This is a genomic window from Nakamurella leprariae (assembly GCF_016918035.1).
Classification (GTDB): domain Bacteria; phylum Actinomycetota; class Actinomycetes; order Mycobacteriales; family Nakamurellaceae; genus Nakamurella; species Nakamurella leprariae.
Window position 1 is genome coordinate 338,880 of the sequence record NZ_JAERWK010000010.1, and the last position, 20,141, is coordinate 359,020.

Annotated in this window: 19 protein-coding genes and 1 tRNA gene; 9 read left to right on the forward strand and 11 right to left on the reverse strand. The window is 72.0% G+C overall.

All coding sequences use genetic code 11. The features are described from left to right. Positions 1–17 precede the first annotated feature (17 nt). Positions 18–1,691, forward strand: coding sequence for a flavin-containing monooxygenase (locus JL106_RS09170; protein ID WP_205260378.1), 1,674 nt, complete (start codon positions 18–20; stop codon positions 1,689–1,691). A 93-nt stretch (positions 1,692–1,784) separates the two neighbouring features. Further along, positions 1,785–2,555 (forward strand): SDR family NAD(P)-dependent oxidoreductase, encoded by a 771-nt coding sequence (locus JL106_RS09175; RefSeq protein WP_205260379.1) that lies wholly within the window; start codon positions 1,785–1,787, stop codon positions 2,553–2,555. Between the two features lie 85 nt (positions 2,556–2,640). Here the strand turns inward: JL106_RS09175 and JL106_RS09180 are convergent, their stop codons facing one another. From JL106_RS09180 to JL106_RS09195, 4 genes are all read right to left on the reverse strand, one after another. Beyond that, positions 2,641–2,931: a hypothetical protein gene (locus JL106_RS09180; RefSeq protein ID WP_205260380.1), complete on the reverse strand. Its 291-nt coding sequence runs from the start codon at positions 2,929–2,931 to the stop codon at positions 2,641–2,643. A 91-nt stretch (positions 2,932–3,022) separates the two neighbouring features. Continuing rightward, positions 3,023–4,552, reverse strand: coding sequence for a DEAD/DEAH box helicase (locus JL106_RS09185; protein WP_205260381.1), 1,530 nt, complete (start codon positions 4,550–4,552; stop codon positions 3,023–3,025). A gap of 203 nt (positions 4,553–4,755) precedes the next feature. After that, positions 4,756–6,669 (reverse strand): ABC transporter ATP-binding protein, encoded by a 1,914-nt coding sequence (locus JL106_RS09190; RefSeq protein WP_205260463.1) that lies wholly within the window; start codon positions 6,667–6,669, stop codon positions 4,756–4,758. A 95-nt stretch (positions 6,670–6,764) separates the two neighbouring features. Beyond that, on the reverse strand, positions 6,765–8,510 hold the full coding sequence (locus JL106_RS09195; RefSeq protein WP_205260382.1) for an ABC transporter ATP-binding protein: 1,746 nt from the start codon (positions 8,508–8,510) through the stop codon (positions 6,765–6,767). 547 nt (positions 8,511–9,057) lie between these two features. Here JL106_RS09195 and JL106_RS09200 point away from each other — a divergent pair. Beyond that, positions 9,058–9,585 (forward strand): MogA/MoaB family molybdenum cofactor biosynthesis protein, encoded by a 528-nt coding sequence (locus JL106_RS09200; RefSeq protein ID WP_205260464.1) that lies wholly within the window; start codon positions 9,058–9,060, stop codon positions 9,583–9,585. 84 nt (positions 9,586–9,669) lie between these two features. On the opposite strand, the gene JL106_RS09205 is transcribed toward JL106_RS09200, so the two are convergent. Continuing rightward, a complete protein-coding gene (locus JL106_RS09205) occupies positions 9,670–10,077 on the reverse strand; it encodes a hypothetical protein (protein ID WP_205260383.1) in 408 nt (135 codons plus the stop codon). A gap of 88 nt (positions 10,078–10,165) precedes the next feature. Here JL106_RS09205 and JL106_RS09210 point away from each other — a divergent pair, with 88 nt between their 5' ends. Beyond that, positions 10,166–10,366 carry a hypothetical protein gene (locus JL106_RS09210; protein ID WP_205260384.1) on the forward strand — a complete coding sequence of 67 codons (201 nt, stop codon included), beginning with the start codon at positions 10,166–10,168 and terminating at the stop codon, positions 10,364–10,366. Between the two features lie 11 nt (positions 10,367–10,377). On the opposite strand, the gene mscL is transcribed toward JL106_RS09210, so the two are convergent. From mscL to JL106_RS09240, 6 genes are all read right to left on the reverse strand, one after another. Continuing rightward, positions 10,378–10,845, reverse strand: coding sequence for a large conductance mechanosensitive channel protein MscL (gene mscL, locus JL106_RS09215; protein ID WP_205260465.1), 468 nt, complete (start codon positions 10,843–10,845; stop codon positions 10,378–10,380). Positions 10,846–10,962: 117 nt separating this feature from the next. Continuing rightward, entirely contained in the window at positions 10,963–11,667 is a 705-nt protein-coding gene (locus JL106_RS09220) for an SAF domain-containing protein (RefSeq protein WP_205260385.1), read from the reverse strand. A gap of 94 nt (positions 11,668–11,761) precedes the next feature. Next, positions 11,762–12,886 carry a PQQ-dependent sugar dehydrogenase gene (locus JL106_RS09225; RefSeq protein ID WP_205260386.1) on the reverse strand — a complete coding sequence of 375 codons (1,125 nt, stop codon included), beginning with the start codon at positions 12,884–12,886 and terminating at the stop codon, positions 11,762–11,764. A gap of 134 nt (positions 12,887–13,020) precedes the next feature. Continuing rightward, positions 13,021–13,380, reverse strand: coding sequence for an FmdB family zinc ribbon protein (locus JL106_RS09230; RefSeq protein WP_205260387.1), 360 nt, complete (start codon positions 13,378–13,380; stop codon positions 13,021–13,023). Positions 13,381–13,542: 162 nt separating this feature from the next. After that, a complete protein-coding gene (locus JL106_RS09235; RefSeq protein WP_205260388.1) occupies positions 13,543–14,322 on the reverse strand; it encodes an SGNH/GDSL hydrolase family protein in 780 nt (259 codons plus the stop codon). Further along, the gene (locus JL106_RS09240) at positions 14,319–14,996 is read right to left on the reverse strand and encodes a 5-formyltetrahydrofolate cyclo-ligase (RefSeq protein ID WP_205260389.1); all 678 of its coding nucleotides are present in this window, start codon (positions 14,994–14,996) and stop codon (positions 14,319–14,321) included. Before JL106_RS09240 ends, JL106_RS09235 begins: the two co-directional genes overlap by 4 nt. 273 nt (positions 14,997–15,269) lie before the next feature. On the opposite strand from JL106_RS09240, the gene glp reads away from it, so the two are divergent. From glp to JL106_RS09265, 5 genes are all read left to right on the forward strand, one after another. Next, positions 15,270–16,493, forward strand: coding sequence for a molybdotransferase-like divisome protein Glp (gene glp / locus JL106_RS09245; protein WP_205260390.1), 1,224 nt, complete (start codon positions 15,270–15,272; stop codon positions 16,491–16,493). A gap of 60 nt (positions 16,494–16,553) precedes the next feature. Further along, positions 16,554–17,255 (forward strand): GNAT family N-acetyltransferase, encoded by a 702-nt coding sequence (locus tag JL106_RS09250; RefSeq protein ID WP_205260391.1) that lies wholly within the window; start codon positions 16,554–16,556, stop codon positions 17,253–17,255. 115 nt (positions 17,256–17,370) lie between these two features. Next, a complete protein-coding gene (sepX, locus tag JL106_RS09255; RefSeq protein WP_205260392.1) occupies positions 17,371–18,636 on the forward strand; it encodes a divisome protein SepX/GlpR in 1,266 nt (421 codons plus the stop codon). A gap of 179 nt (positions 18,637–18,815) precedes the next feature. Then, a tRNA-Ala gene (locus JL106_RS09260) sits at positions 18,816–18,891 on the forward strand. A 605-nt stretch (positions 18,892–19,496) separates the two neighbouring features. Further along, positions 19,497–20,126: a hypothetical protein gene (locus JL106_RS09265; protein ID WP_205260393.1), complete on the forward strand. Its 630-nt coding sequence runs from the start codon at positions 19,497–19,499 to the stop codon at positions 20,124–20,126. Positions 20,127–20,141 lie beyond the last annotated feature (15 nt).

Below are 20,141 nucleotides of genomic sequence, written 5' to 3' on the forward strand. Positions count from 1 at the left end.
CCCCGGAAGGAACTGACATGTCCGCAGTTGCTCATGACCCGTCCGCGCACCCCGGCCAGTTCGGCACCGACTACGACGCCGTGGTGATCGGAGCGGGATTCTCCGGACTGGCCATGCTGCACCACCTCCGCGAGATCGGCCTGCGGACCATCGTGCTGGAGGGCGAGGAAGACCTCGGCGGAACCTGGTGGGTGAACCGGTATCCCGGCGTCCGGACCGACAGCGAGTACAGCTACTACTCGTTCTCCTTCTCCAAGGAGGTGCGGGACGAGTGGACCTGGAGCGAGCGGTACCCGTCCGGCCCGGAGGTGCTCGCCTACCTGCGTTTCGTGGCCGACCGGCTCGACCTGCGCAAGGACATCCGGTTCGACTCCCGGGTGCAGTCGGCCACCTACGACGAGGACCGCAACCTGTGGCTGGTGCAGCTGCAGGACGGTCAGAGCGTCACGACGCACTACCTGGTCAGCGCCATGGGCGTGCTGTCGCAGCCGATCCTGCCGGACATCCCCGGCATCGAGAGCTTCCGGGGCGAGGTGCACCACACCGCCCAGTGGCCGCGCGAGGGCGTCGACCTGGCGGGCAAGCGGGTGGGCCTGATCGGCCTGGGTGCCTCCGGCATCCAGGTGGTGCCGGTCGTCGCGCCGCTGGCGGGTGAGTTCTTCGTGTTCCAGCGCACGCCCAACTACGTGGTGGAGACCACCAACTCGCCGGTGTCCGAGGCGGACATGCAGTGGCTGCGCGAGCACTACGACGAGGTGTACGAGCAGGCCGCCAACCATCCGTTCGGTGTCGCCATGCAGCCTGCCGAGCACGGCGCCCTGGAGGTCGACGCCCAGCGGCGTCGCGAGATCTTCGAGAGCAAGTGGAACGAGGGCGGTTTCCACTTCGCCAACGAATGCTTCAACGACCTGGCCACGAACCACGAGTCGAGCGAGCTGGCGTCCGAGTTCATCCGGTCGAAGATCCGCGAGATCGTCCGCGACCCGGCCACTGCGGAACTGCTCAGCCCGCGCGGCTACTCGTTCAACGGCAAGCGGGTGCCCACCGGCCACGGCTACTACGACGCGTTCAACCTGGAGCACGTCCACCTCATCGACACGCAGTCGACACCGATCTCCGCGATCACGCCCGCCGGCGTCCGGGTCGGTGACACCGAGTACCCGTTGGACGTCCTCATCTTCGCGACCGGCTTCGACGCGATGACCGGCACCCTCACGAAGATCGACATCGTGGGTCGCGGCGGCCGGACGCTCCGGGACAAGTGGCAGCAGGACGGCCTGAAGTCCAACCTCGGCATCAACGCCAACGGCTTCCCCAACTTCTTCATGTCCCTGGGCCCGCAGACGCCGTACTCCAATCTGATCGTGCCGATCCAGCTCGGCGCGCAGTGGTTGCAGCGGGCGCTGCGGTGGGCGCAGGAGCACGATCTGGACTACTTCGAGGCCACCCCGGAGTCGGAGGAGTGGTGGCGGCAGGAGACCGAGCGCACCGGGCGAGCCACGGTGATGTACACCGAGGGCAAGAAGGCCAAGGCCTGGTTCCTCGGTGAGAACGTGCCCGGCAAACCCGAGGAGTTCCAGGTCTACATGGGCGGCGGTCAGGTCTACCAGGCCTACTGCCGAGAGCTCGAGGCCGACGACTACGCGGCGTTGCGGCACCGCGCCGAGCGGAACGCCGCGGTCGGAGTCTGACCGCGGTCGCCGGGACGACGCAGTCCCCGGCGGGGGCCCCACGAGTCAGCGGTGTCCCCGCCGGACCGGATGGGCAGGGAACAGGAGGAAGCAGTGGAACGCCTGCAGGGCAAACGAGCGCTGATCACCGGGGCCGGATCGGGCATGGGCCGCGCCACCGCCGAGTTGTTCGGCCGGCACGGCGCGGCCGTGGCCGTCACCGATCTCGATGACGCCAAGGTCTCCGAGGTCGCCGCCGGTATCACTGATGCCGGTGGTACCGCCGCGGCCTGGCGGATGGATGTCAGCGATGAGTCCGATGTCCGGCGATGTGTCGACGAGGCCGCCGATCGCTTCGACGGATTGGACATCCTGATCAACTGCGCTGGGATCATCGGGGTCGACAAGCCGACCCACGAGGTGTCCGAGGCGGATTGGGACGCGGTGTTCGCCGTCGACGTCAAAGGCGTCTTCTTCGCCACCAAGGCCGCCGTGCCGCATTTCCTGACCGCGGGGGGCGGGGCGATCGTCAACTTCTCGTCGATCTACGGTCTCGTCGGCAACGACGAGTTCACGCCGTACCACGTCGCCAAGGGCGCCGTGAACATGCAGACCAAGCAGGACGCCGCCAGCTACGGCCGGCACAACATCCGGGTCAACGCGGTGAATCCGTCGACCGTCCTGACCCCGCTCGTGGAAGGCATCGCCGCCGACTATCCCGGGGGCCTGCCGGCGTACGAGGAGATGATGACCGCGCACCAATCACTGCGCCGGCTGGGCCGTCCGATCGACGTCGCCCATGCCGTCCTCTTCCTGGCCTCCGACGAGGCCAGTTGGATCACCGGCGTCACGCTGCCCGTGGACGGCGGCTACACCGCGCGGTAGCACAGTGTCGTGCGGTCGGTCGTGCGGTCCGGTCGGTGGTGCACCACCGGGCCGCCCGACCGCCACGACGAGCTCGAGGACGGCTTCAGCCGCCGGGCAGCAGCACCGCGAGCGCGACGGCCACGACCGCCGCGAGCGCGCCGAGGATGCCGACCACGAACGCCCAGCCGTGGCGGCGCCCGCCGAGCGCGACGATCCCGGCCAGCACCGCGATGACCGCGGGGAACGCGATCCGCTGACCCTTGGCCGAGTCGGCGACGGCCCGCGGGGTGCCTTCGATCGAGAACCCGAGGATCAGCGCCAGCAGCAGCACCACCACGCCGGTACAGCAGGCCAGCAGTCCCAGAGCGACCGTCGGGGTCTCACGTCGCGCCATGTGCGGGTCCTCTCCGTCAGCGGGCACCGGTGCGGGCCGCGGAGGTGTCGGAGCCGGCCCGTCGTGATGGCGACGAGCCGGCCCCGCTGCGTCAGTTGGTGGCGAACCCGGCCAGCACCGGGTGGCCCGGCTGCACCGAGGTGGTCGGCGCGCTGATGCCGGCCTTGTTCATCAGCGTGCGCACCTCGGCGGCCTGCTCGGGCAGCATCAGGGTGACGACCTGACCGGCGGCGCCGGCCCGGGCGGTGCGGCCGGAGCGGTGCAGGTACGCCTTGTGCTCGGCCGGTGGATCGACGTGCACGACGAGGGTGACGTCGTCGACATGGATGCCGCGGGCGGCGATGTCGGTGGCGACCAGCACGCTGGCCTCGCCGGAGGCGAACGCGGCCAGGTTCCGCTCCCGGGCGTTCTGCGACAGGTTGCCGTGCAGGTCGACCGCGGGGATGCCGTGCTTGGTGAGCGTGGCGGCCAGCTTGCGGGCACCGTACTTGGTGCGGGTGAACAGCAGTCGGCGTCCGCGGCCGGCGGCCAGCTCGCGGACCACCTGCGCGCGGTCCTCCTTGCTCACCGCGAGCACGTGGTGGCTCATGGCCGCGACCGGGGAGGTCTCGCCGTCGACCGCGTGCACGGCCGGGTCGGTGAGGAAGTCGTTCACCAGCACCGAGATGCCGTTGTCCAGGGTGGCCGAGAACAGCAGCCGCTGGCCGCCCGGCGCGGTGGCGCGCAGCAGCCGCCGGACCGCGGGCAGGAAGCCGAGATCGGCCATGTGGTCGGCCTCGTCGAGCACCGTGATCTGCACGTCGGCCATGGTGACGTCGCCGCGGGTGATGAGGTCCTCGAGCCGGCCCGGGCAGGCGATGACGATGTCGACGCCGCCGCGCAGCGCCTGTGTCTGGTTGCCGTAGCCCACACCGCCGAACACGGTCATGGTGCGCAGGCCGGCCGCCTGGGCCAGCGGGTCGACGGTGCGGTGCACCTGCAGGGCCAGCTCGCGGGTCGGCACCAGCACCAGACCGCGGGGGCGGCCGGCGGTGCGGCGGCGGCCTTCGGCGGCGAGCCGGGCGACCAGCGGGATGGCGAAGGCGATGGTCTTGCCCGAGCCGGTGCGACCGCGGCCCAGCACGTCCCGGCCCTGCAGCGACGCGGGCAGCGTCACCGCCTGGATCGGGAACGCCGAGGTGGCGCCCAGCCCGGCCAGCGGCGCGAGCAGCGGGGCGGGCACCCCGAGGTCGGTGAACGAGGCACCCGCCGCCGGGGTGCTCGCGCTGGTCGCGGTGTCGGCGTGCGGCACGGCGGCCGGGTCGACGGCGAAGATCGGGGTCGGCGCGGTGCCGGCCGGGCGGGCGTGCTGCGCACCCGGGGTGCGGGCTGCGCCCGAGCCACCGCGACGGCGGCGCCGCGGCGCGGACGACCGGCCGGTCGTGATGTCGCGAGTGGAGTCGGTGCGGGCAGGATCGGTGCGGACGCTGTCGCCGCGGCCCTGGTGACCGGCGCCACGGCCGGCGTTCCCGCCGGCAGCGGCGGTGCCGGTGCCGGTGCGGCCGCCGCGGCGGGCGTCGCCGGTCGCGGGGCGGGCGCCCTGGCTGGTCTGGGTACGCCGGGGCGCGTTCTGGTTCGTCATGTGTCCTCGTCCGGTGCCGTGCTCGGGTGCCGCGTGCGCGACTCCCGGCGGGCACGCCCGCGGGAGCAGGCGTGAAGGAGGGACACCGGCACTGGCATCGATTCGGCAACGGCCGCAGACGTGCGTGACGCACATCAACCGGTTCAGTCTACGGTGCGCCGACCTCGCTGCGGCTCGCGGCCACGCGCGACCCGGTCACAGGCTCACACCTCGTCGAGCACCGCCCCGGCGAACTGCGCCTGGTACAGCCGGGCGTAGGCGCCGCCGAGCTCGACCAGTTCCTCGTGGCTGCCCTGCTCGACGATGCGGCCGTGCTCCATCACCAGGATGACGTCGGCGTCGCGGATGGTCGACAGCCGGTGCGCGATGACGAAACTCGTCCGGTCGCTGCGCAGTGCGGCCATGGCCCGCTGCACCTGCACCTCGGTGCGGGTGTCCACCGAGGACGTCGCCTCGTCCAGGATCAGCAGCGACGGATCGGCCAGGAACGCCCGGGCGATGGTGAGCAGCTGCCGTTCGCCGGCGGACAGGCTGCCCTCGTCGTCGTTGATCCGGGTCTCGAACCCGTCCGGCAGGGCGTGCGCGAACCGGTCCACGAACGCCGCGGTGGCCGCCGCCCGGATCTGCTCGTCGGTGGCGCCCGGCCGGCCGTAGCCGATGTTCTCGGCGATGGTGCCGTCGAACAGCCAGGTGTCCTGCAGCACCATGCCGATCCGGGACCGCAGGTCGTGCCGGGTCATCGACGCGATGTCGACGCCGTCCAGCGTGATGCGGCCGCCGTCCAGTTCGTAGTACCGCATGATCAGATTGACCAGCGTGGTCTTGCCGGCCCCGGTCGGACCGACGATCGCCACGGTCTGCCCGGGCCGCGCGGTGAGCGACAGATGCTCGATGAGCGGCTGGTCGGGCCGGTAGGAGAACGACACGTCCTCGAACCGGACCTCGCCCTTCGGGTCGGCCACGGTGGCCGGCTGCTGCGACTCCGGGATCTGCTCCTGCTCGTCGAGCAGCTCGAACACCCGCTCCGCGGAGGCGACGCCGGACTGCATGACGTTGGCCATGGTGGCCAGCTGGGTCAGCGGCTGGGTGAACTGGCGGGAGTACTGGATGAATGCCTGCACGTCGCCCAGGCTCATCGACCCCGACGCCACCCGCAGCCCGCCGACCACGGCGATGGCCACGTAGGTCAGGTTCCCGACGAACAGCATCGCCGGCATGATGATCCCCGAGGTGAACTGGGCCAGGAACGACGACCGGGTCAGTTCCGCGTTCTTCGCGTCGAACTCGGCCTGGACCTGCTGGCGGCGGCCGAACACCTGGACCAGCGCGTGCCCGGTGAACGCCTCCTCGACCTGACCGTTCAGCTCCCCGGTGGTGCGCCACTGCCGCACGAACATCGGCTGCGACCGCTTGGCGATGAGCGCGGTGATGACCAGCGACAGCGGGATGGCGACCAGCGCGACCAGGGCCAGCAGCGGCGAGATCGACAGCATCATGATCAGCACGCCGACCACGGTGAGCAGCGAGGTCAGCACCTGGGACAGCGTCTGCTGCAACGACTGCGAGATGTTGTCGATGTCGTTGGTGACCCGGCTGAGCACCTCGCCGCGGGGCCGGCCGTCGAAGTACTTCAGCGGCAGCCGGTGCACCTTGGCCTCGACCGACTGCCGCAGCCGCAGCACGGCCCGGTTCACCACGGTGTTGAGCAGGTGGGCCTGGGCCCAGGCGAAGAGCGAGGACGCCAGGTACAGCCCCAGCACGATGAGCAGGATGCGGCCGAGCGCGCCGAAGTCGATGCCCTGCCCGGGCACGATCCGCATGCCGGAGAGCAGGTCGGCGAAGGTGTCGTTGCCGGAGGCCCGGGCCTGCGCGATGGCCTGGGCCTGGGTGATGCCGGCCGGCAACTGCAGGGACAGCACCCCTTCGAAGATGACGTCGGTGGCCCGGCCCAGCACCCACGGGCCGAGCACGCTGAGCGCCACGCTGACCGCGCCGAGCAGGATCACGAACGTCATGACCACCCGGTCCGGGCGCAGCAGCCCGAGCAGCCGCTTGGCCGACGGGCCGAACTGCAGCGCCTTCTCGGCCGGCATGCCCATACCGGGGCGACCGCCCATGGGAGGGCGAGGCGCCGCGGGGCGGGCCGGCGCCTCGGCCGGCTGGTCGGCCGGCTCATCGGCCGGTGACGCGGCCGCCGGCTCCTTGGTCGTGCTCACGCGGCCACCTCCGTCCTGCGCTGCGACTCGGCGATCTCCCGGTAGGTCGGGTTCGTCTCGAGCAGCTCGTCGTGGGTGCCCAGGCCGACCACCCGGCCGCCGTCCAGGACGACGATCTGGTCGGCCTCGACGATGCTCGAGACGCGTTGCGCGACGAGCAGCACCGCGGAGTGCCGGGTCCACGGCCGGAGGGCGGCGCGCAGCCGGGCGTCGGTGGCCAGGTCGAGGGCGGAGAAGCAGTCGTCGAACAGGTAGATGCGCGGCCGGCGGACCAGGGCCCGGGCGATCGACAACCGCTGCCGTTGCCCGCCGGAGACGGTGGTGCCGCCCTGGGAGAGCCGGGTGTCCAGCCCGTCCGGCATCTCCCGGACGAACTCGGCGGCCTGCGCGATGGTCAGTGCCTCCCACAGCTCCTCGTCGGTCGCGTCCGGACGGCCGTGCCGCAGGTTCTCGGCGACCGTGCCGGAGAACAGATAGGGACGCTGGGGGACCAGTCCGATGCGGGCCCACAGCCGCTCCGGGTCCCACTCCCGGACGTCCAGTCCGTCGACGGCGACCGAGCCGCCGGTGACGTCGAACAGCCGGGGGATGAGCGAGAGCAGCGTGGTCTTGCCCGAGCCGGTGGCGCCGATGACCGCGGTGGTGGTGCCGGGCCGCAGGTGGATGGAGACGTCGCTGATGACGGGGGCGTCGGCGCCCGGGTAGCGGAACTCGGCCGCGTCGAACACCACCCCGGCCTGGTCGGGGCTCGGGTCGGCCGGCGGAGCCTGTGGGTGCTCCGGCGGTTTCACCGAGCTGCGGGTGTCCAGCACCTCGGTGATCCGGCCGGAGCTGACCGCGGCGCGCGGCACCATGATCAGCACGAAGGTGGCCATGATGATCGACATGAGGATCTGCAGCAGGTAGCTGAGCAGGGCGATGAGCGAGCCGACTTGCAGCGTCCCGTCGTCCACCCGGTGCGCGCCGAACCAGAGGACGGCCACGCTGGAGGCGTTGATGATCAGCATGATGATCGGGAAGAGCAGCGCCATGAGCCGGCCGACCCGCAGCGCGGTGTCGGTGAGCCGTCGGTTGGCGTCGCCGAACCGCTCGACCTCGTGGTCCTCCCGGACGAACGCTCGGACCACCCGGATGCCGGTGATCTGCTCGCGCAGGATCCGGTTCACCGTGTCCAGCCGCCGCTGCATGCGCTGGAACTGCGGCACCATCCGCGCCGCGACCACGGCGATGCAGGCGATGAGCAACGGCACGCTGATGAGCAGCAGCCAGGACATGCCCACGTCCTCGCGCAGCGCCATGATCACGCCGCCGACGGCCATGATCGGCGCCTGCACCAGGATCAGGCAGCTCATCAGCACCACGGTCTGCACCTGCAGCACGTCGTTGGTGGTGCGGGTGATGAGGGACGGGGCACCGAACTGGCCGAGCTCACGGGCCGAGAAGGTGCCCACCCGGGCGAACATGTCGCCGCGCAGCTGCTGACCGACGCCCATGGCGATGCGGGCGCCGAACCAGGTCGCGGCGATGGCGCAGACGATCTGCAGCACGGTCACGCCGAGCATGAGCCCGCCGAGGGAGATGATCCGTCCGGTGTCGCCGGTGGCCACGCCGTCGTCGATGATGTCCGCGTTCAGCGCCGGCAGCAGCAGCGCGGCGATGGTGCCGATGAACTGCAGCACCACGACGACGACCAACGCCCCGCGGTGGGGCCGCAGGGAACTGCGCAACAGCCGGATGAGCATCGGAGCTCCTCAGTGAGCCCGCCGACGGGCGGTGCCGGGCGGCGGGGTCGGAGGCCTGGCGGCGACTCGCGGGCGACGTCAGACCGGATCGCGGGGCGGATCGGGGTGCGGTTCGGTGCTGATCTCAGGGCGGCGGCGGACAGTTCCCGTCGGACAGCACCGGGCGGAGCGTAGGCCGGACATCCCCGACGATCACCTGGATTCCGCCCGCAGCTGATTCCGTGGCGGAAGCAACTGGGCGACCCGGCGCCGTGGCGTGGCTGAGCGACCGGCGAGCGTCTGCGTCCGTTCGCTCCTCGGGCCGGGTAGTCGGGTGGACGGTCGGTGAGGCCGGGCACGCCCGTGCTGATCCGGGCTGATCCGTGCTGATCCGTGCTGATCCGTGCTGATCGGAGCAATCCGGGCAGGCTCGCGGCTCGAACGACGACGGGCTGTGGCACCTGTCAGCGGCGTCGGTGCCGGGCTCTACGCTCTGCCTGATGCGGTTGCCCCCCCCCGGGGTCACCGCGGCACGCCACCCGACCGCACCATGCCGATCGTGACGATCATGACGAACCTGCAGGAGGGTCCTTCCGTGACCACGAGCACCCACGCTGGGCGCGCGCTCATCGTGTCGATCACCGACCACACCCTGCACGGCGAGGACGACGAGGGTGCGGGCGCGCTGGTCAGTGAGCTGCTCGTCGAGGCCGGGTTCGTGGTCGACGGGTCGGTGATCGTGCCGTCGGACGGGGTGGCCATCCGGACCGCGCTGAACACCGCGGTGATCGGCGGGGTCGACCTGGTCGTCACCGTCGGCGGCACCGGCGTGACCCCACGGGACGTGACCCCGGACGTGACCGCCGAGGTGCTGGACCGCGAACTGCCCGGCATCGCCCAGGCCTTGCGCTGGTCCGGCATGGCCGCCGGCGCCACCGACGCGGTGATCTCCCGCGGGCTGGTCGGGGTGTCCGGCTCGACGCTGGTGGCCAACCTGGCCGGCAGTCGGCAGGCCATCCGCGACGGCATGGCCACGCTGACCCCGCTGGCCATCCACGTCATCGAGGACCTGGCCGACCCGGAGCTCGAGGTCTGATCCGACCGCCGGGCTGCTCGGCGACGCCGGGCCACCAACAACACCGGACCGGCCGGGCCGCCGCACGCGGCCCGGCCGCCGCCGTCAGTGCTGAGGCTCGCCCGTGCTGTCCACCTCGTCCTGCACCTCGTCCTGCACCGCGTCCACCTCGGTCTCGACCGGCGGCTCGGCTGCATCGGGCTGACCGGCGTCCGGGCCAGCGGCGGCCGGGGCGTCGTCCCGTCCGGTGACCTTCTCGACCACGGTGCCGGCCACGTCGGTGATGGTGGCGCTGACCTGGCCGACCACCGCCGTGACCTTGTCCCAGGCCGGTCCGGCGGTCTCGCCGATCTTGTCGCCGACCTGACCGGCGGTCGCCTTGGTCTTCTCCCAGGCCGGCTCGGCCACCTCGCTGACCTTGTCGCCGACCGCGTCCGCGGCGGTCGTCAGCTTCTCGGTGACGTCGCCGGCCAGGGCCTTGGCCTTGTCAGCGGCCTTGTCCAGGAAGGTCATGACGCGGTCCTCCAGGTGATCGAGGGGTAGGGACTCCCATGATGATCGTTCGTCGGCGCCGCGTCGGTGAGATGGCACGCTCGACGACATGAGCGCGACGAACGACCCGGAGCCGGGCGCGGAGCAGCGAGGCCCGGCGGTGGACCGGCGGCGGCTGGACGAGGTGTTCGGCACGACGTTGCCGGACGTCACCCGGGACGAACTGGACCCGGGCAGCTCCGGCGCCGGGGGGACCGGCCGGGACGAACGGTGGTACCGGGAGAACCGGCCGCCGCACCACGGCGGCTGAGTCGGTCGGCGTCAGCGGCTGGTGGGGCCGTCGGTCGGATCGACGGCTGGACGAGGGGAGTCGGGCAGGCGGGACTCCACCTCGGCCGGCGTGGCCCCGTCGCGCAGCAGGTCGCGGATCTCCAGGAGGATCTCGATCTCGGTCGGGTCGGCCTTGACCGGCGTCTTGCGCGCGGCGAGGCGGGCGTTGATGGCGTTCATCGGCGCCACGAACACGAAGTAGACGACCGCTGCGGTGATCACGAACGTGATGAGCGCGGTGATCAGCGCACCGATGTTGACGAACGACTCGGGCTTGCTCGGCACCACCCGGAACCCCAGCCCGCCGGCATCGACCGAGCCCACCGCGTTCAGCAGCGGCTGGATGACGTTGGTGGTGAAGGCGGTGACGACCGCGGTGAACGCCGCACCGATGACGACCGCGATCGCCAGCGAGATGACGTTCCCGCGCAGGATGAAGTCCTTGAAGCCCCTGAGCATGCCCATCCTCGATCCCCGTTCCGGCTGCGACGTCAACGGATCCGGACGGTAGCAAGGTCGTCCATCCCGATCGATGCGGCTATCGGCGTGGCCCCGAGATCGGATGCGCAGCACGCCTCACCCCACCAACCGCAGCGCCAACGTCCCGGTGAGCGTCGCCGCCACCACCGCGTCGGCCACCGACTCCGGCAGCGCCAGCAGCACGGTGGCCGCCGGGTCCGCCCGTGCCGCACGTCCGTCGGATGGCGCAGCCGCGTCCAACCGCAGCACCAGCGCATCGTCGGTCAACGCCTCGGGAGCTCCGGCCGGACCACCGGTGGGATCGGCCGCGAGGCGCAGCACCGCCACCCGAGACCCCGGCTGCAGCACCGACAGCACGGCCGGGTCGGCCGGCGCGACCGGGACGACCGCGCGCCCCGGACCGGGATCCGGCGCGGCGCCGGTCAACCGGACGTCGGTGAGCACCTCGCCGCGGCGGATCGACGCAGCCAGGGTGCGGCCGTCCAGGGCGAGCGCCGGGTCGAGCGCGCCGTCCGGTGGGTCGCGACTCACTGCCGCGCGCAGATCACCGGGCTGCAGCACCGCGCCCAGCGGCAGATCCCGCGCGGCGATGGTCACCGGCACGCCGGCTTCCGCCTCCTCCGGGGGAGCGAGCGCGACCGCACCGGCCGCCAGCACCAGCGCGACCGCGATCAGCCGGCGCAGGGTCCGCAGCTGCCGGCCGAGCGGCCGCCGGTCGATCCACCAGGCCAACAGCCGGTCCCGCCGGCCGGCCGTCAACCGGTCCTCGACATCTCCACCACGATCTCCGCTCCGTCGCATGCCGCGGACGCTACGAAGCGCGAGCCTCCGGAGCAGGACCCGACGAGCACAGCTGTGGACAACCCGGCCATGGGGACAACTGCTCCGAGCCGGATCAGCCGTCGGTGTCCCACACCAGCAGCTGGTCGTCACCGTCGCGCGGGTCGCCGCGCCCGTCGGTGTTGGAGGTGGTGATCCACAGGATCCCGCCGGGACGCGCCAGCACCGACCGGAGCCGGCCGAACTCGTCGGCGAACCGCGGGACCGGCTCGCCGGTGGTCTCGTCGATCAACGGCACCTGCCACAGCCGTTCGCCGCCGAGCCCGGCCATCCACGCCGACCCACCCGTGATGGCCAGCCCGCTGGGGGAGGCCTCGTCGGTGGTCCACACCCGGTGCGGGTCGGTGAACCGCGGATCGCCGCCCATGCCTTCGACCTCGGGCCAGCCGTAGTTCGCGCCGGCGGTGATGAGATTCAGCTCGTCCCAGGTGTTCTGGCCGAACTCGGCGGCCCACAGCCGGCCGGCGGCGTCGAAGGCCAGGCCCTGCACGTTGCGGTGTCCGAGTGAGAACACCAGCGGCGCCTCCGGGAAGGGCGCCCCCGGGGCCGGGCTGCCGTCGAGCTGCAGCCGGAGGATCTTGCCGCCGAGCGAGCCGAGGTCCTGGGCGAGGGCGCTGTCGCCGCTGTCCCCGGTGCCGACGTACAGGAAGCCGTCCGGGCCGATGGCCAGCCGGCCGCCATTGTGGATGCGGCCCTTGGGCATGCCCTCGAGCACGACCTGCTGGCCGGCGATCGCGCCGTCGGTGACAGTGAGCCGGGCGACGCGGTTGTCGTCGGCCGCGGTGTACATCACCAGCAGGGTGCCGGAGATGGTGGCCGCGTCGAAACCGGGCGCCACGACCACGCCGAGCAGGCCACCCTCCCCGCCGGGCACCACGCCGGCGACCGTACCGAGCTCGCCGACGGTGCCGTCGGGGGCGACGGTGCGGACCCGGCCGGTGTCCCGCTCGGTGATCACCGCGCGACCGTCGGGCAGCGCGTCCAGCCCCCACGGGGTGTCGAGCCCGGTGGCGACGGCGGTCGGCTCGGCCGGCCCGGCGGGAACCGGAGCCGGCGACGGTGCCGGTGCCGGGGTCATGACGGTGGCCGGCGCGTCGGTGGTGGGGGACGCCGGCGGCGCGGCGCTCACCGTCGTCGTCGGGGTCGCGCTCTCCACGGCGTCGATGGATGACGACGACATCGTGGATGACGGGGCCGGTTCGGACCCGCCGGCCGAGCAGCCGGTGCCGACCGCAAGCGCCGCGGCGGCGAGAACGGCCAGAGCGGAGCGGCGCCGGATCGTCACCCGCTCCAGTGTGCCCGGCGCCCGCGCGCTCAGCTGGAGGTGGACGCCGCCTTGGTGCTCGACGAGGACGACGAGCTCGACGCGGCCGGGGTGCTGGCGGTGGAGTTGCTGGACGAACTCGTCGACTCCTTGGCCGCGGGCTTGCTCGACTCCGAGGACTTGCTGTCGCTGCTCGAGGACGCGCCGGAGGAGGTGTCGGTCGCGGACGAGCCGGACCGGGAGTCGGTGCGGTAGAAGCCGCTGCCCTTGAACACCACGCCGACCGAGCCGTACACCTTGCGGAGCTTGCCGTTGCACTCCGGGCAGGTGGTGAGCGAGGCGTCGCTGAAGGCCTGGACGGCCTCGAAGCGGTGGTCGCACTCGGTGCAGGCGTACTGGTACGTGGGCACGACATCCTCCTGGCTGGACCCCGTCCGTCGACGGGGATGCGCGGGCCCCCGCCCGCCATTGGCACTCGCAGCGCGCGACTGCCAGAACCGATGATGCGACGCGGGCCGACCCGGACGCAACCACGCTGGTCAGCGGCCTGGTCACACTCCTCGGGCGAGGCCTCAGTCGGCCGATCCGGTGTCCTGCACGGCATCGACGACCAGCTCGGCGATGGCCCGCATCCCGTCGGCGTTCGGGTGGTAGGGCGCGGCGGACCGTCGGCCGAGGGAGAACCCGGTGGTCCACGGATGCGCCGACCAGGCATGGTGGTCGGCGCTGACGGCCGAGGCACGGACCAGCAGGCAGCCGTGGCGCTCCGCCGCCGCGGCCGTCTCGGCCGCCAGTCGGTCTGCGGTCTTCCGGGCCTGGTCGGCGACCTCGTCCGGCAGCGGGGGCGCGGGCACGCCGGCCGGGGGCAGCACGGTGAGGTAGTCGACGACCACCACGGTGGCCTGCGGCGCGCGGTCGGTGATCGTGCCGAGCAGCCGGTCGAGGGTGGCGGGCAGCCGCGCGAACCGGTTCTCCAGCGGTTCGACCGCCGTCCGCCGGGCCCGCCACTGCGCCCAGGCCCGCAGCGGCCGCGGCAGGCTGGCCATGATCAGCCCGCCGATGTACCCGACGTCGTTCCCGCCGGCGGTCACGGTGACCAGCGAGGTCGCCGAACTCACCGCCTCGACCTGCGCGGGCATGCCCGGGCCGCCGTCGACCAGCTGGGCGGCGGTGGCCCCGGAGCAGCTGACGTCGGTGAGCGGCACGCCCAACCGGGCGGCGACGAGATGGGCGGCGTTGGCGCTGGACCGACCGGCCCGGCGCGGGCTGCCGGACTCCCGCGGCCGGATGCCCGGACCGGCGGCGAACGAACTGCCCAGAGCGACGTAGTGGCCGTGCGGTGCTTCCGTCACGACGCGGACCCGACCGCCCGCACCCCGCCGCGCGGGGTGACCACGTGCGTGACCGGGTGGTCGAGCGGATCGGCCGGCAGCGCGTCGAGCACCTCGTCGTCGAACACCACGGCGAGCAGCGGCGGCGGGGGACTGATGGTGCCGACGGTGTCGAGCAGGGCCAGCGTCCGGTCGTAGTGCCCGCCACCGCGGCCGAGCCGGTGCCCGGTGCGGTCGACCGCCAGTGCCGGCACCAGCACCAGGTGCACGGTGCCGATGGCGTCCGGTCCGAGCCGCGGGCCTGCCGGTTCTTCGATGCCGTGCTCGCCGACCGTCGTGGCAGCGGATCGGTACTGCACCCAGTCCAGCGGGGACGCCCCGGTCACGGCGGGCACCAGCACCCGCACCCCGCGGGCGGCCAGCGCGGGCAGCGCGACCGGGTCGAGCGGCTCGGTGGGCAGGGGTAGGAAGGCGGCCACCGTGATCGCGGCGTTGCGGGCGACGGTGAGCGTGTCGGCCAGGGCGGTGACGTGTCCGCCGACCGCCTCCCGCGCGGCCTGTCGCTCGGCGTCGGGTCGGGACCGCCGGCGGTCCAGCAGCTCGCGACGCAGCGCCGCCTTGGCGTCCGGGACCGAACTGGTCGCCGACTGGCCGGTTCGGTCGGGACCGTCGCCGTTGGGCCGATCGGGGGTCACGGGCGAGAACGTACCTGCGGTGACGAACCAGCGACATGGCCGGTTCGCGCGGTCTGCGGGCTGGTCGAACGCGTGATCGAACAAGTCGGCCTCCGGCGTGATGATCACCGCCTCCTGCGGCCGTGCTCGCCGTTCGGGGCGGCGCCACCCGCTAGCGTGAACGTCCATGAACGCGCAGACACGCCGCACCAGGTGCGCCGCGCTCGTCGCCGGCTGGTGCAGGGACCGGCCGCTCCCCGGGATCACGGCGGCGTCGGCCGGAGGGATCGGCTGATGCGGTCGGTCACCGAGCAGCTGGAACGGGTCCTGTCCGGCGTGGTCATGCCGCCGCCGGTGCGGGTGGCCATCTCCGAGGCGCAGGGCCTGCTGTGCGCCGAGGAGGTCGTGGCCTCGGCGGCGTTGCCGTCGTTCGACCAGGCCGCGGTGGACGGTTTCGCGGTCCGCTCGGTCGACGTGGCCGGTGCGTCCCCGGTCCGGCCGCTGACGTTCCCGGTGGTGGGCGAGCTGGAACCCGGCTCCCGCACCCCGCACCGGCTGCAGCCGCAGCAGGCGGTGTTCGTCCGGACCGGTGCGCCGCTGCCGACGGTCGCCGACGCGGTGGTGCCGCTGGGCGAGGCGCAGGGCAGCGCGGCCCGGGTGACGGTGACCCGCTCGGTCGCCTCCGGGCAGTACGTGCGACGCACCGGGGAGGACGTGCTGCCCGGCGACATCGCCGTCCGCTCCGGCGCCTTCATCGGGGCCGCCCAGGTCGGCCTGCTCGCCGCGGTCGGCAAGGACAAGGTGCTGGTGCATCCGCGGCCGCGGGTGTCGGTGATCAGCTTCGGCGAGGAACTCGTCGACGTCTCCCGCTCGCCCGGCCCCGGTCAGGTCACCGACGTCAACTCGTTCGCGCTGGCCGCGGCCGCCCGCGATGCGGGCGCCGACGTGACCCGGGTGGGCATCGCGCCGGGCGATCCGCGCCGGTTGCTGGAGCTGATCGAGGCGCGGCTGCTGGTGTCCGAGGCGGTGGTGCTGGCCGGTGCGGTCGGCGGGCACGCAGCCGACGTGGTGGCCGAGACCATCTCGGAGCTGGGCGAGCTGGACTTCACCCGGGTGGCCATGCAGCCGGGGTCGGCGCAGGCGTTCGGGCTGCTCGGCCGGGACAAGGTGCCGGTGTTCCTGCTGCCCAGCAATCCGGTGTCGGCGTTGGTGGTGTTCGAGGTGATGGTGCGGCCGGCGCTGCGGGTGATGCTCGGCCGCCGCAACCCGTACCGCCGCACGGTGACCGCCCGGACGCTGGAGTCGTTCGAGTCGCCGGTGGGGCGCCGGCAGTTCCTGCGCGGTCAGCTGCTGCGCGACGAGCGGGACCAGTTCCTCGTGCACATCCTCGGTGGGAGCGGGACCCACCTGCTGGCGTCGCTGGCCGAGGCGAACTGCCTGGTGCTCATCGACGAGAAGACCTCGACGGTGCCGGTGGGCTCCGAGGTGACGGTGTCGTTCCTGGCCCAGCGGGCATAGTTCGGGTTCCGGGACGCGGGTCGGGCGGCTCGCCGGGGGAGCGGAAGGGGCGGGCTGCGGATGGGGCCGGTCGGGGTGGCGCTCGGGGGATCGCTGCGGCATCCGGGCTGGCCGGTCGAGCTGGGTCCGCTGCACCTGCCCGCGCGTGGTCCCGGTGCGACCTCCGGGAGCGTGGTGCGGCTGCGGCCGCTGCGCCGGTCGGACGGCCGGGCCTGGCGGGAGATCCGGCTGCGGGACCGCGCGGTCATCGAGCCGTGGGACGCCAGCAGCGGGATGACCTGGGTACAGCGGCACGCCGCACCGATGTGGCGATCGCACCGGGCGCTGCTCACCGCCGGCGCCCGCCGGGGTGAGGCGGTCCCATTCGTGATCACCGTGGACGGCGTGTTCGCCGGTCAGGTGACCCTCGGCGGCATCCAGCGCGGCGCGGTGCTGTCGGGCTGGGTGGGCTACTGGGTCGACTCACGGCTGCAGGGACGTGGGGTGGCCACGGCGGCGGTGGCGTTGACGCTGGCCCACGCGTTCGACGCAGTGGGGCTGCACCGGGTGGAGGCGACCATCGCGCCGGAGAACATGGCCAGCCGCGCGGTGGTGACCCATCTGGGGTTCCGCCAGGAGGGTCTGCTCCAGCGGTACCTGGACATCGACGGGGCCTGGCGAGACCACCTGCTGTACGCCATGACTCGCGAGGAACTGCCTGGTGGGCTGGAGCAGCTGCTCGCCCGGTGGGCGCGAATCCGACAGACCTCAAGTGGAGGTTGAGACATGACGGCGTGTCGTCGAGGGTGCGTTCACCCACCCGGTTAGCCTCGCTCCACCGGATTGCCCCAGGTGGGGGAACCCGTCGTCCGATCCAGGATGAGTGGAGGCCGAGCCCGTGAACGTCCCGACTTCGCTCATCGTGGTCGTACTGGTGATCGCCTGGTTGGTGGTGTTGGTCCCGATGGTGGCCAAGTCACGCGATCGGGTGCCGCGGGTGCGATCGGAGGGCCGTGGGTTCCGCGTGCTGCAGCGCTCGACCACGGGGGAGTTGACCACTCCTTCGCGGCGTCGTCGTGCGGTCGGCAGCTCGCCGGCCCGGCGCGGATCCGGTGATCACGAAGCGTTCAGCAACGAGGAGGCCCTGGTGACCGTCGGCAGTTCGTCCCACCCCGCGGACGCAGCGGAGGAATGGGAGGCGGTGCAGGCTACGGCCTCGCAGCGCCGGCCCCAGACTTCTGCGTCCGAGTACGAGGCGCAGGACGAGGTCGACGCTGCCGACTCGGAACCTGAGGAGCACGCCATCCGGCGGGCTCGCCCGGGCCGCTCGAACTGGTTCAACTGGACCCGCCGCGGCGAGGCCATCGGGCCGGACGAGACCGAGCTGCGCGCCGAGCAGGAGCGCCTCGAGGCGGAGCGAGCCGGGTACGCGCAATACGTGCCGGAGTTCCAGCCGGTCGAGGCGCACGGCTCGCACCCCTACGATCCGTCGGTGCACCAGGACGAGGCCGCGACTGTGTCGACTGAGCAGTGGTACGACGAGGCCGAGCGCCCGGGCCCGGCGGCCCCGCGGCTGGCCGATGAGGATCACAACGACCTGACCGAGTTCGAGACCGGCCGGGCCGGGGCCGCCTACACCGCGGCCGAGGACGACCGGCTGCGTCCGGTGCCGCGTCGCGCCGGCCGGGGTGGGTTCGACCCGGAGGCGGCCGCGGCGGCCAAGGCCTACAAGTACGCGCAGCGCCGCAAGGTCGCGCTGAGCCTGCTGGTGGCGACGGTGCTGTTCGCGGTGCTGGCCGCGGTGGTGGCGTCGGTGCTGTGGGCGGGCGCGGCGATCGCCGGCCTGCTGTTGGTGGCCTACATGGTCTACCTGCGGCGTCAGGTGAAGATCGAGGAGTCCATCCGCCAGCGCCGCCTGGCCCGCCTGCAGCGGGCCAGGCAGATCCGGCCCGAGTTCCAGACCGAGGACGAGGCGTACGTGGCCGAGCCCGAGTACGCCCCGCGCCCGGTCGCGGTGGCCCGCGACGAGGACGCTGGCGCGGCCCGCCCGGCGGCCCGGCTGCACCGCACCCGGCAGATCGTCGATCTGGACGACGACGACCCGGCCTTCGATGACCTGGAGTACTACGACCCGACCGAGTACCGGCGGGCGGTCGGTCAGTGACCGTCTGAGCGGTGCTCGACTCGAAGGGCTCGGCCTCTTGGCCGGGCCCTTCGGCGTTCTCCGGTCTGTGCTCGGTTGGGCCTCGGGGTTTTGGCCGGCTCGGCGGGGCGCCGGTGGTCGTGGCGGGGGCCGAGCGCTGGTAGAGTTCCACACGGCTTCCGACGCAGGTCGGGGGCCGAGGGGCTGTAGCGCAGTTGGTAGCGCGCTTCGTTCGCATCGAAGAGGTCCGGGGTTCGATTCCCCGCAGCTCCACCATGACAGGCTGACTGCAAGCGGTGTTTTCTTGGACGCTTGGCGGGTCAAGTCACGGGTTCGAGTAGTTTGGCCAATCCCCATTAGGGCGGTCTTCCGAGTTCCTGGGCCTCCGAAGCGCGGCCGCGGCTGGTGGCGTTGCGGGCCGCATCTGGCGTGAGAACCTCCCAAGTCGCATTCAGCTGCTGCGAGACCCGCGGCGGCGAACGTATGCCGTCTTGGGATTCTGACCCGGTTCTCGAGACACGCTTGTGCATTGATCGCGTCGCTGCGACGGTGTGCGATCCGGAGGGCCTTGAAGGCAGCCGGGGCTGACGTTGCCAATGTAGACGTGCCGGGCGCCATGGGGTAGTAACGGCTGTCCATCCATTCGAAGATCGCACGTCCGATGCGTCAGACCGAGACCCGCTCACCGGTCGTCCGCAGTCCGGTTCCTGGCTGCGCTACCGGACGGCAGGTCGCACTCTTGCCGAAGCGTGTGCGACGGGCGGCGCTCAGTGGATGGATCGAGGTCGCTATCCCCGCGACACGTCCTAACTTCATGTGCCCGTTCTTTCACTCCTCCTGCTATGGTTCCGATGTCGGCGTCGTAGCGAGAAGGGACAGTTATGGCGATCCATACCCCAAAGACCCGCGAGGCTTTGGCGCGCCTGCTCGCGCCCATGCGACTCGAGTGCACCGTGTTCGAGCGGGCGGTGGCCGTCGCGGCAGCGGAGAGCCGTACCTTTGGCCCTGCTGCCCCAAAGTCTGCCCCAGAATTCACGCGCTGGGCGCGCACCATCGAGACGGTGCACGAGGGGCTGATGCTCCTGCAGCAGGGGTGGCAGCGGTTCGACCCGGAAAACCTCCCTTATTTCCTGCAACCTGAGCTCAACCTCGGGCTCATCGTCAGCAGCGGCAACGCCTTCACCGGCGTCACCTACGGCAGCCCGACCACCAAGAACCCTAAGGGAAGCGCCTTCGCTCGCCGTATTGACGAGAACGGTGCGGTTGCGATGTTTGGCCAGCCGACAGGCGAGGGTGAGGTGAACGTCGACGACGTCCGGATTCTTCTCTACGACGAGCGTGACGGCCTCGTCCACTTGGAACTTTCGCGGCCAGTCGGACGGCTCGGCAGTTTCGTGAGCAGCTGGTCCGAGCGAATCATATTTCCGGCCTTCGATCTGACACTCGGTTCATTCACCTTCGAAGAAGGCACCGACGACGAGGGATTCTCGTTCAAGATCGCCCGACGCTAAGACTAAGGTTTTACC

Coding starts and splice junctions, on each gene's coding strand:
- glp (WP_205260390.1), top strand. CDS start 15,270: ATGCGGTCGGTCACCGAGCAGCTGGAACGGGTCCTGTCCGGCGTGGTC.
- JL106_RS09250 (WP_205260391.1), top strand. CDS start 16,554: ATGGGGCCGGTCGGGGTGGCGCTCGGGGGATCGCTGCGGCATCCGGGC.
- JL106_RS09205 (WP_205260383.1), bottom strand. CDS start 10,077: ATGACCTTCCTGGACAAGGCCGCTGACAAGGCCAAGGCCCTGGCCGGC.
- JL106_RS09200 (WP_205260464.1), top strand. CDS start 9,058: ATGACGAACCTGCAGGAGGGTCCTTCCGTGACCACGAGCACCCACGCT.
- JL106_RS09190 (WP_205260463.1), bottom strand. CDS start 6,669: ATGGGCGGTCGCCCCGGTATGGGCATGCCGGCCGAGAAGGCGCTGCAG.
- JL106_RS09210 (WP_205260384.1), top strand. CDS start 10,166: ATGAGCGCGACGAACGACCCGGAGCCGGGCGCGGAGCAGCGAGGCCCG.
- JL106_RS09220 (WP_205260385.1), bottom strand. CDS start 11,667: ATGCGACGGAGCGGAGATCGTGGTGGAGATGTCGAGGACCGGTTGACG.
- JL106_RS09185 (WP_205260381.1), bottom strand. CDS start 4,552: ATGACGAACCAGAACGCGCCCCGGCGTACCCAGACCAGCCAGGGCGCC.
- JL106_RS09225 (WP_205260386.1), bottom strand. CDS start 12,886: ATGTCGTCGTCATCCATCGACGCCGTGGAGAGCGCGACCCCGACGACG.
- mscL (WP_205260465.1), bottom strand. CDS start 10,845: ATGCTCAGGGGCTTCAAGGACTTCATCCTGCGCGGGAACGTCATCTCG.
- JL106_RS09180 (WP_205260380.1), bottom strand. CDS start 2,931: ATGGCGCGACGTGAGACCCCGACGGTCGCTCTGGGACTGCTGGCCTGC.
- JL106_RS09195 (WP_205260382.1), bottom strand. CDS start 8,510: ATGCTCATCCGGCTGTTGCGCAGTTCCCTGCGGCCCCACCGCGGGGCG.
- JL106_RS09170 (WP_205260378.1), top strand. CDS start 18: ATGTCCGCAGTTGCTCATGACCCGTCCGCGCACCCCGGCCAGTTCGGC.
- JL106_RS09265 (WP_205260393.1), top strand. CDS start 19,497: ATGGCGATCCATACCCCAAAGACCCGCGAGGCTTTGGCGCGCCTGCTC.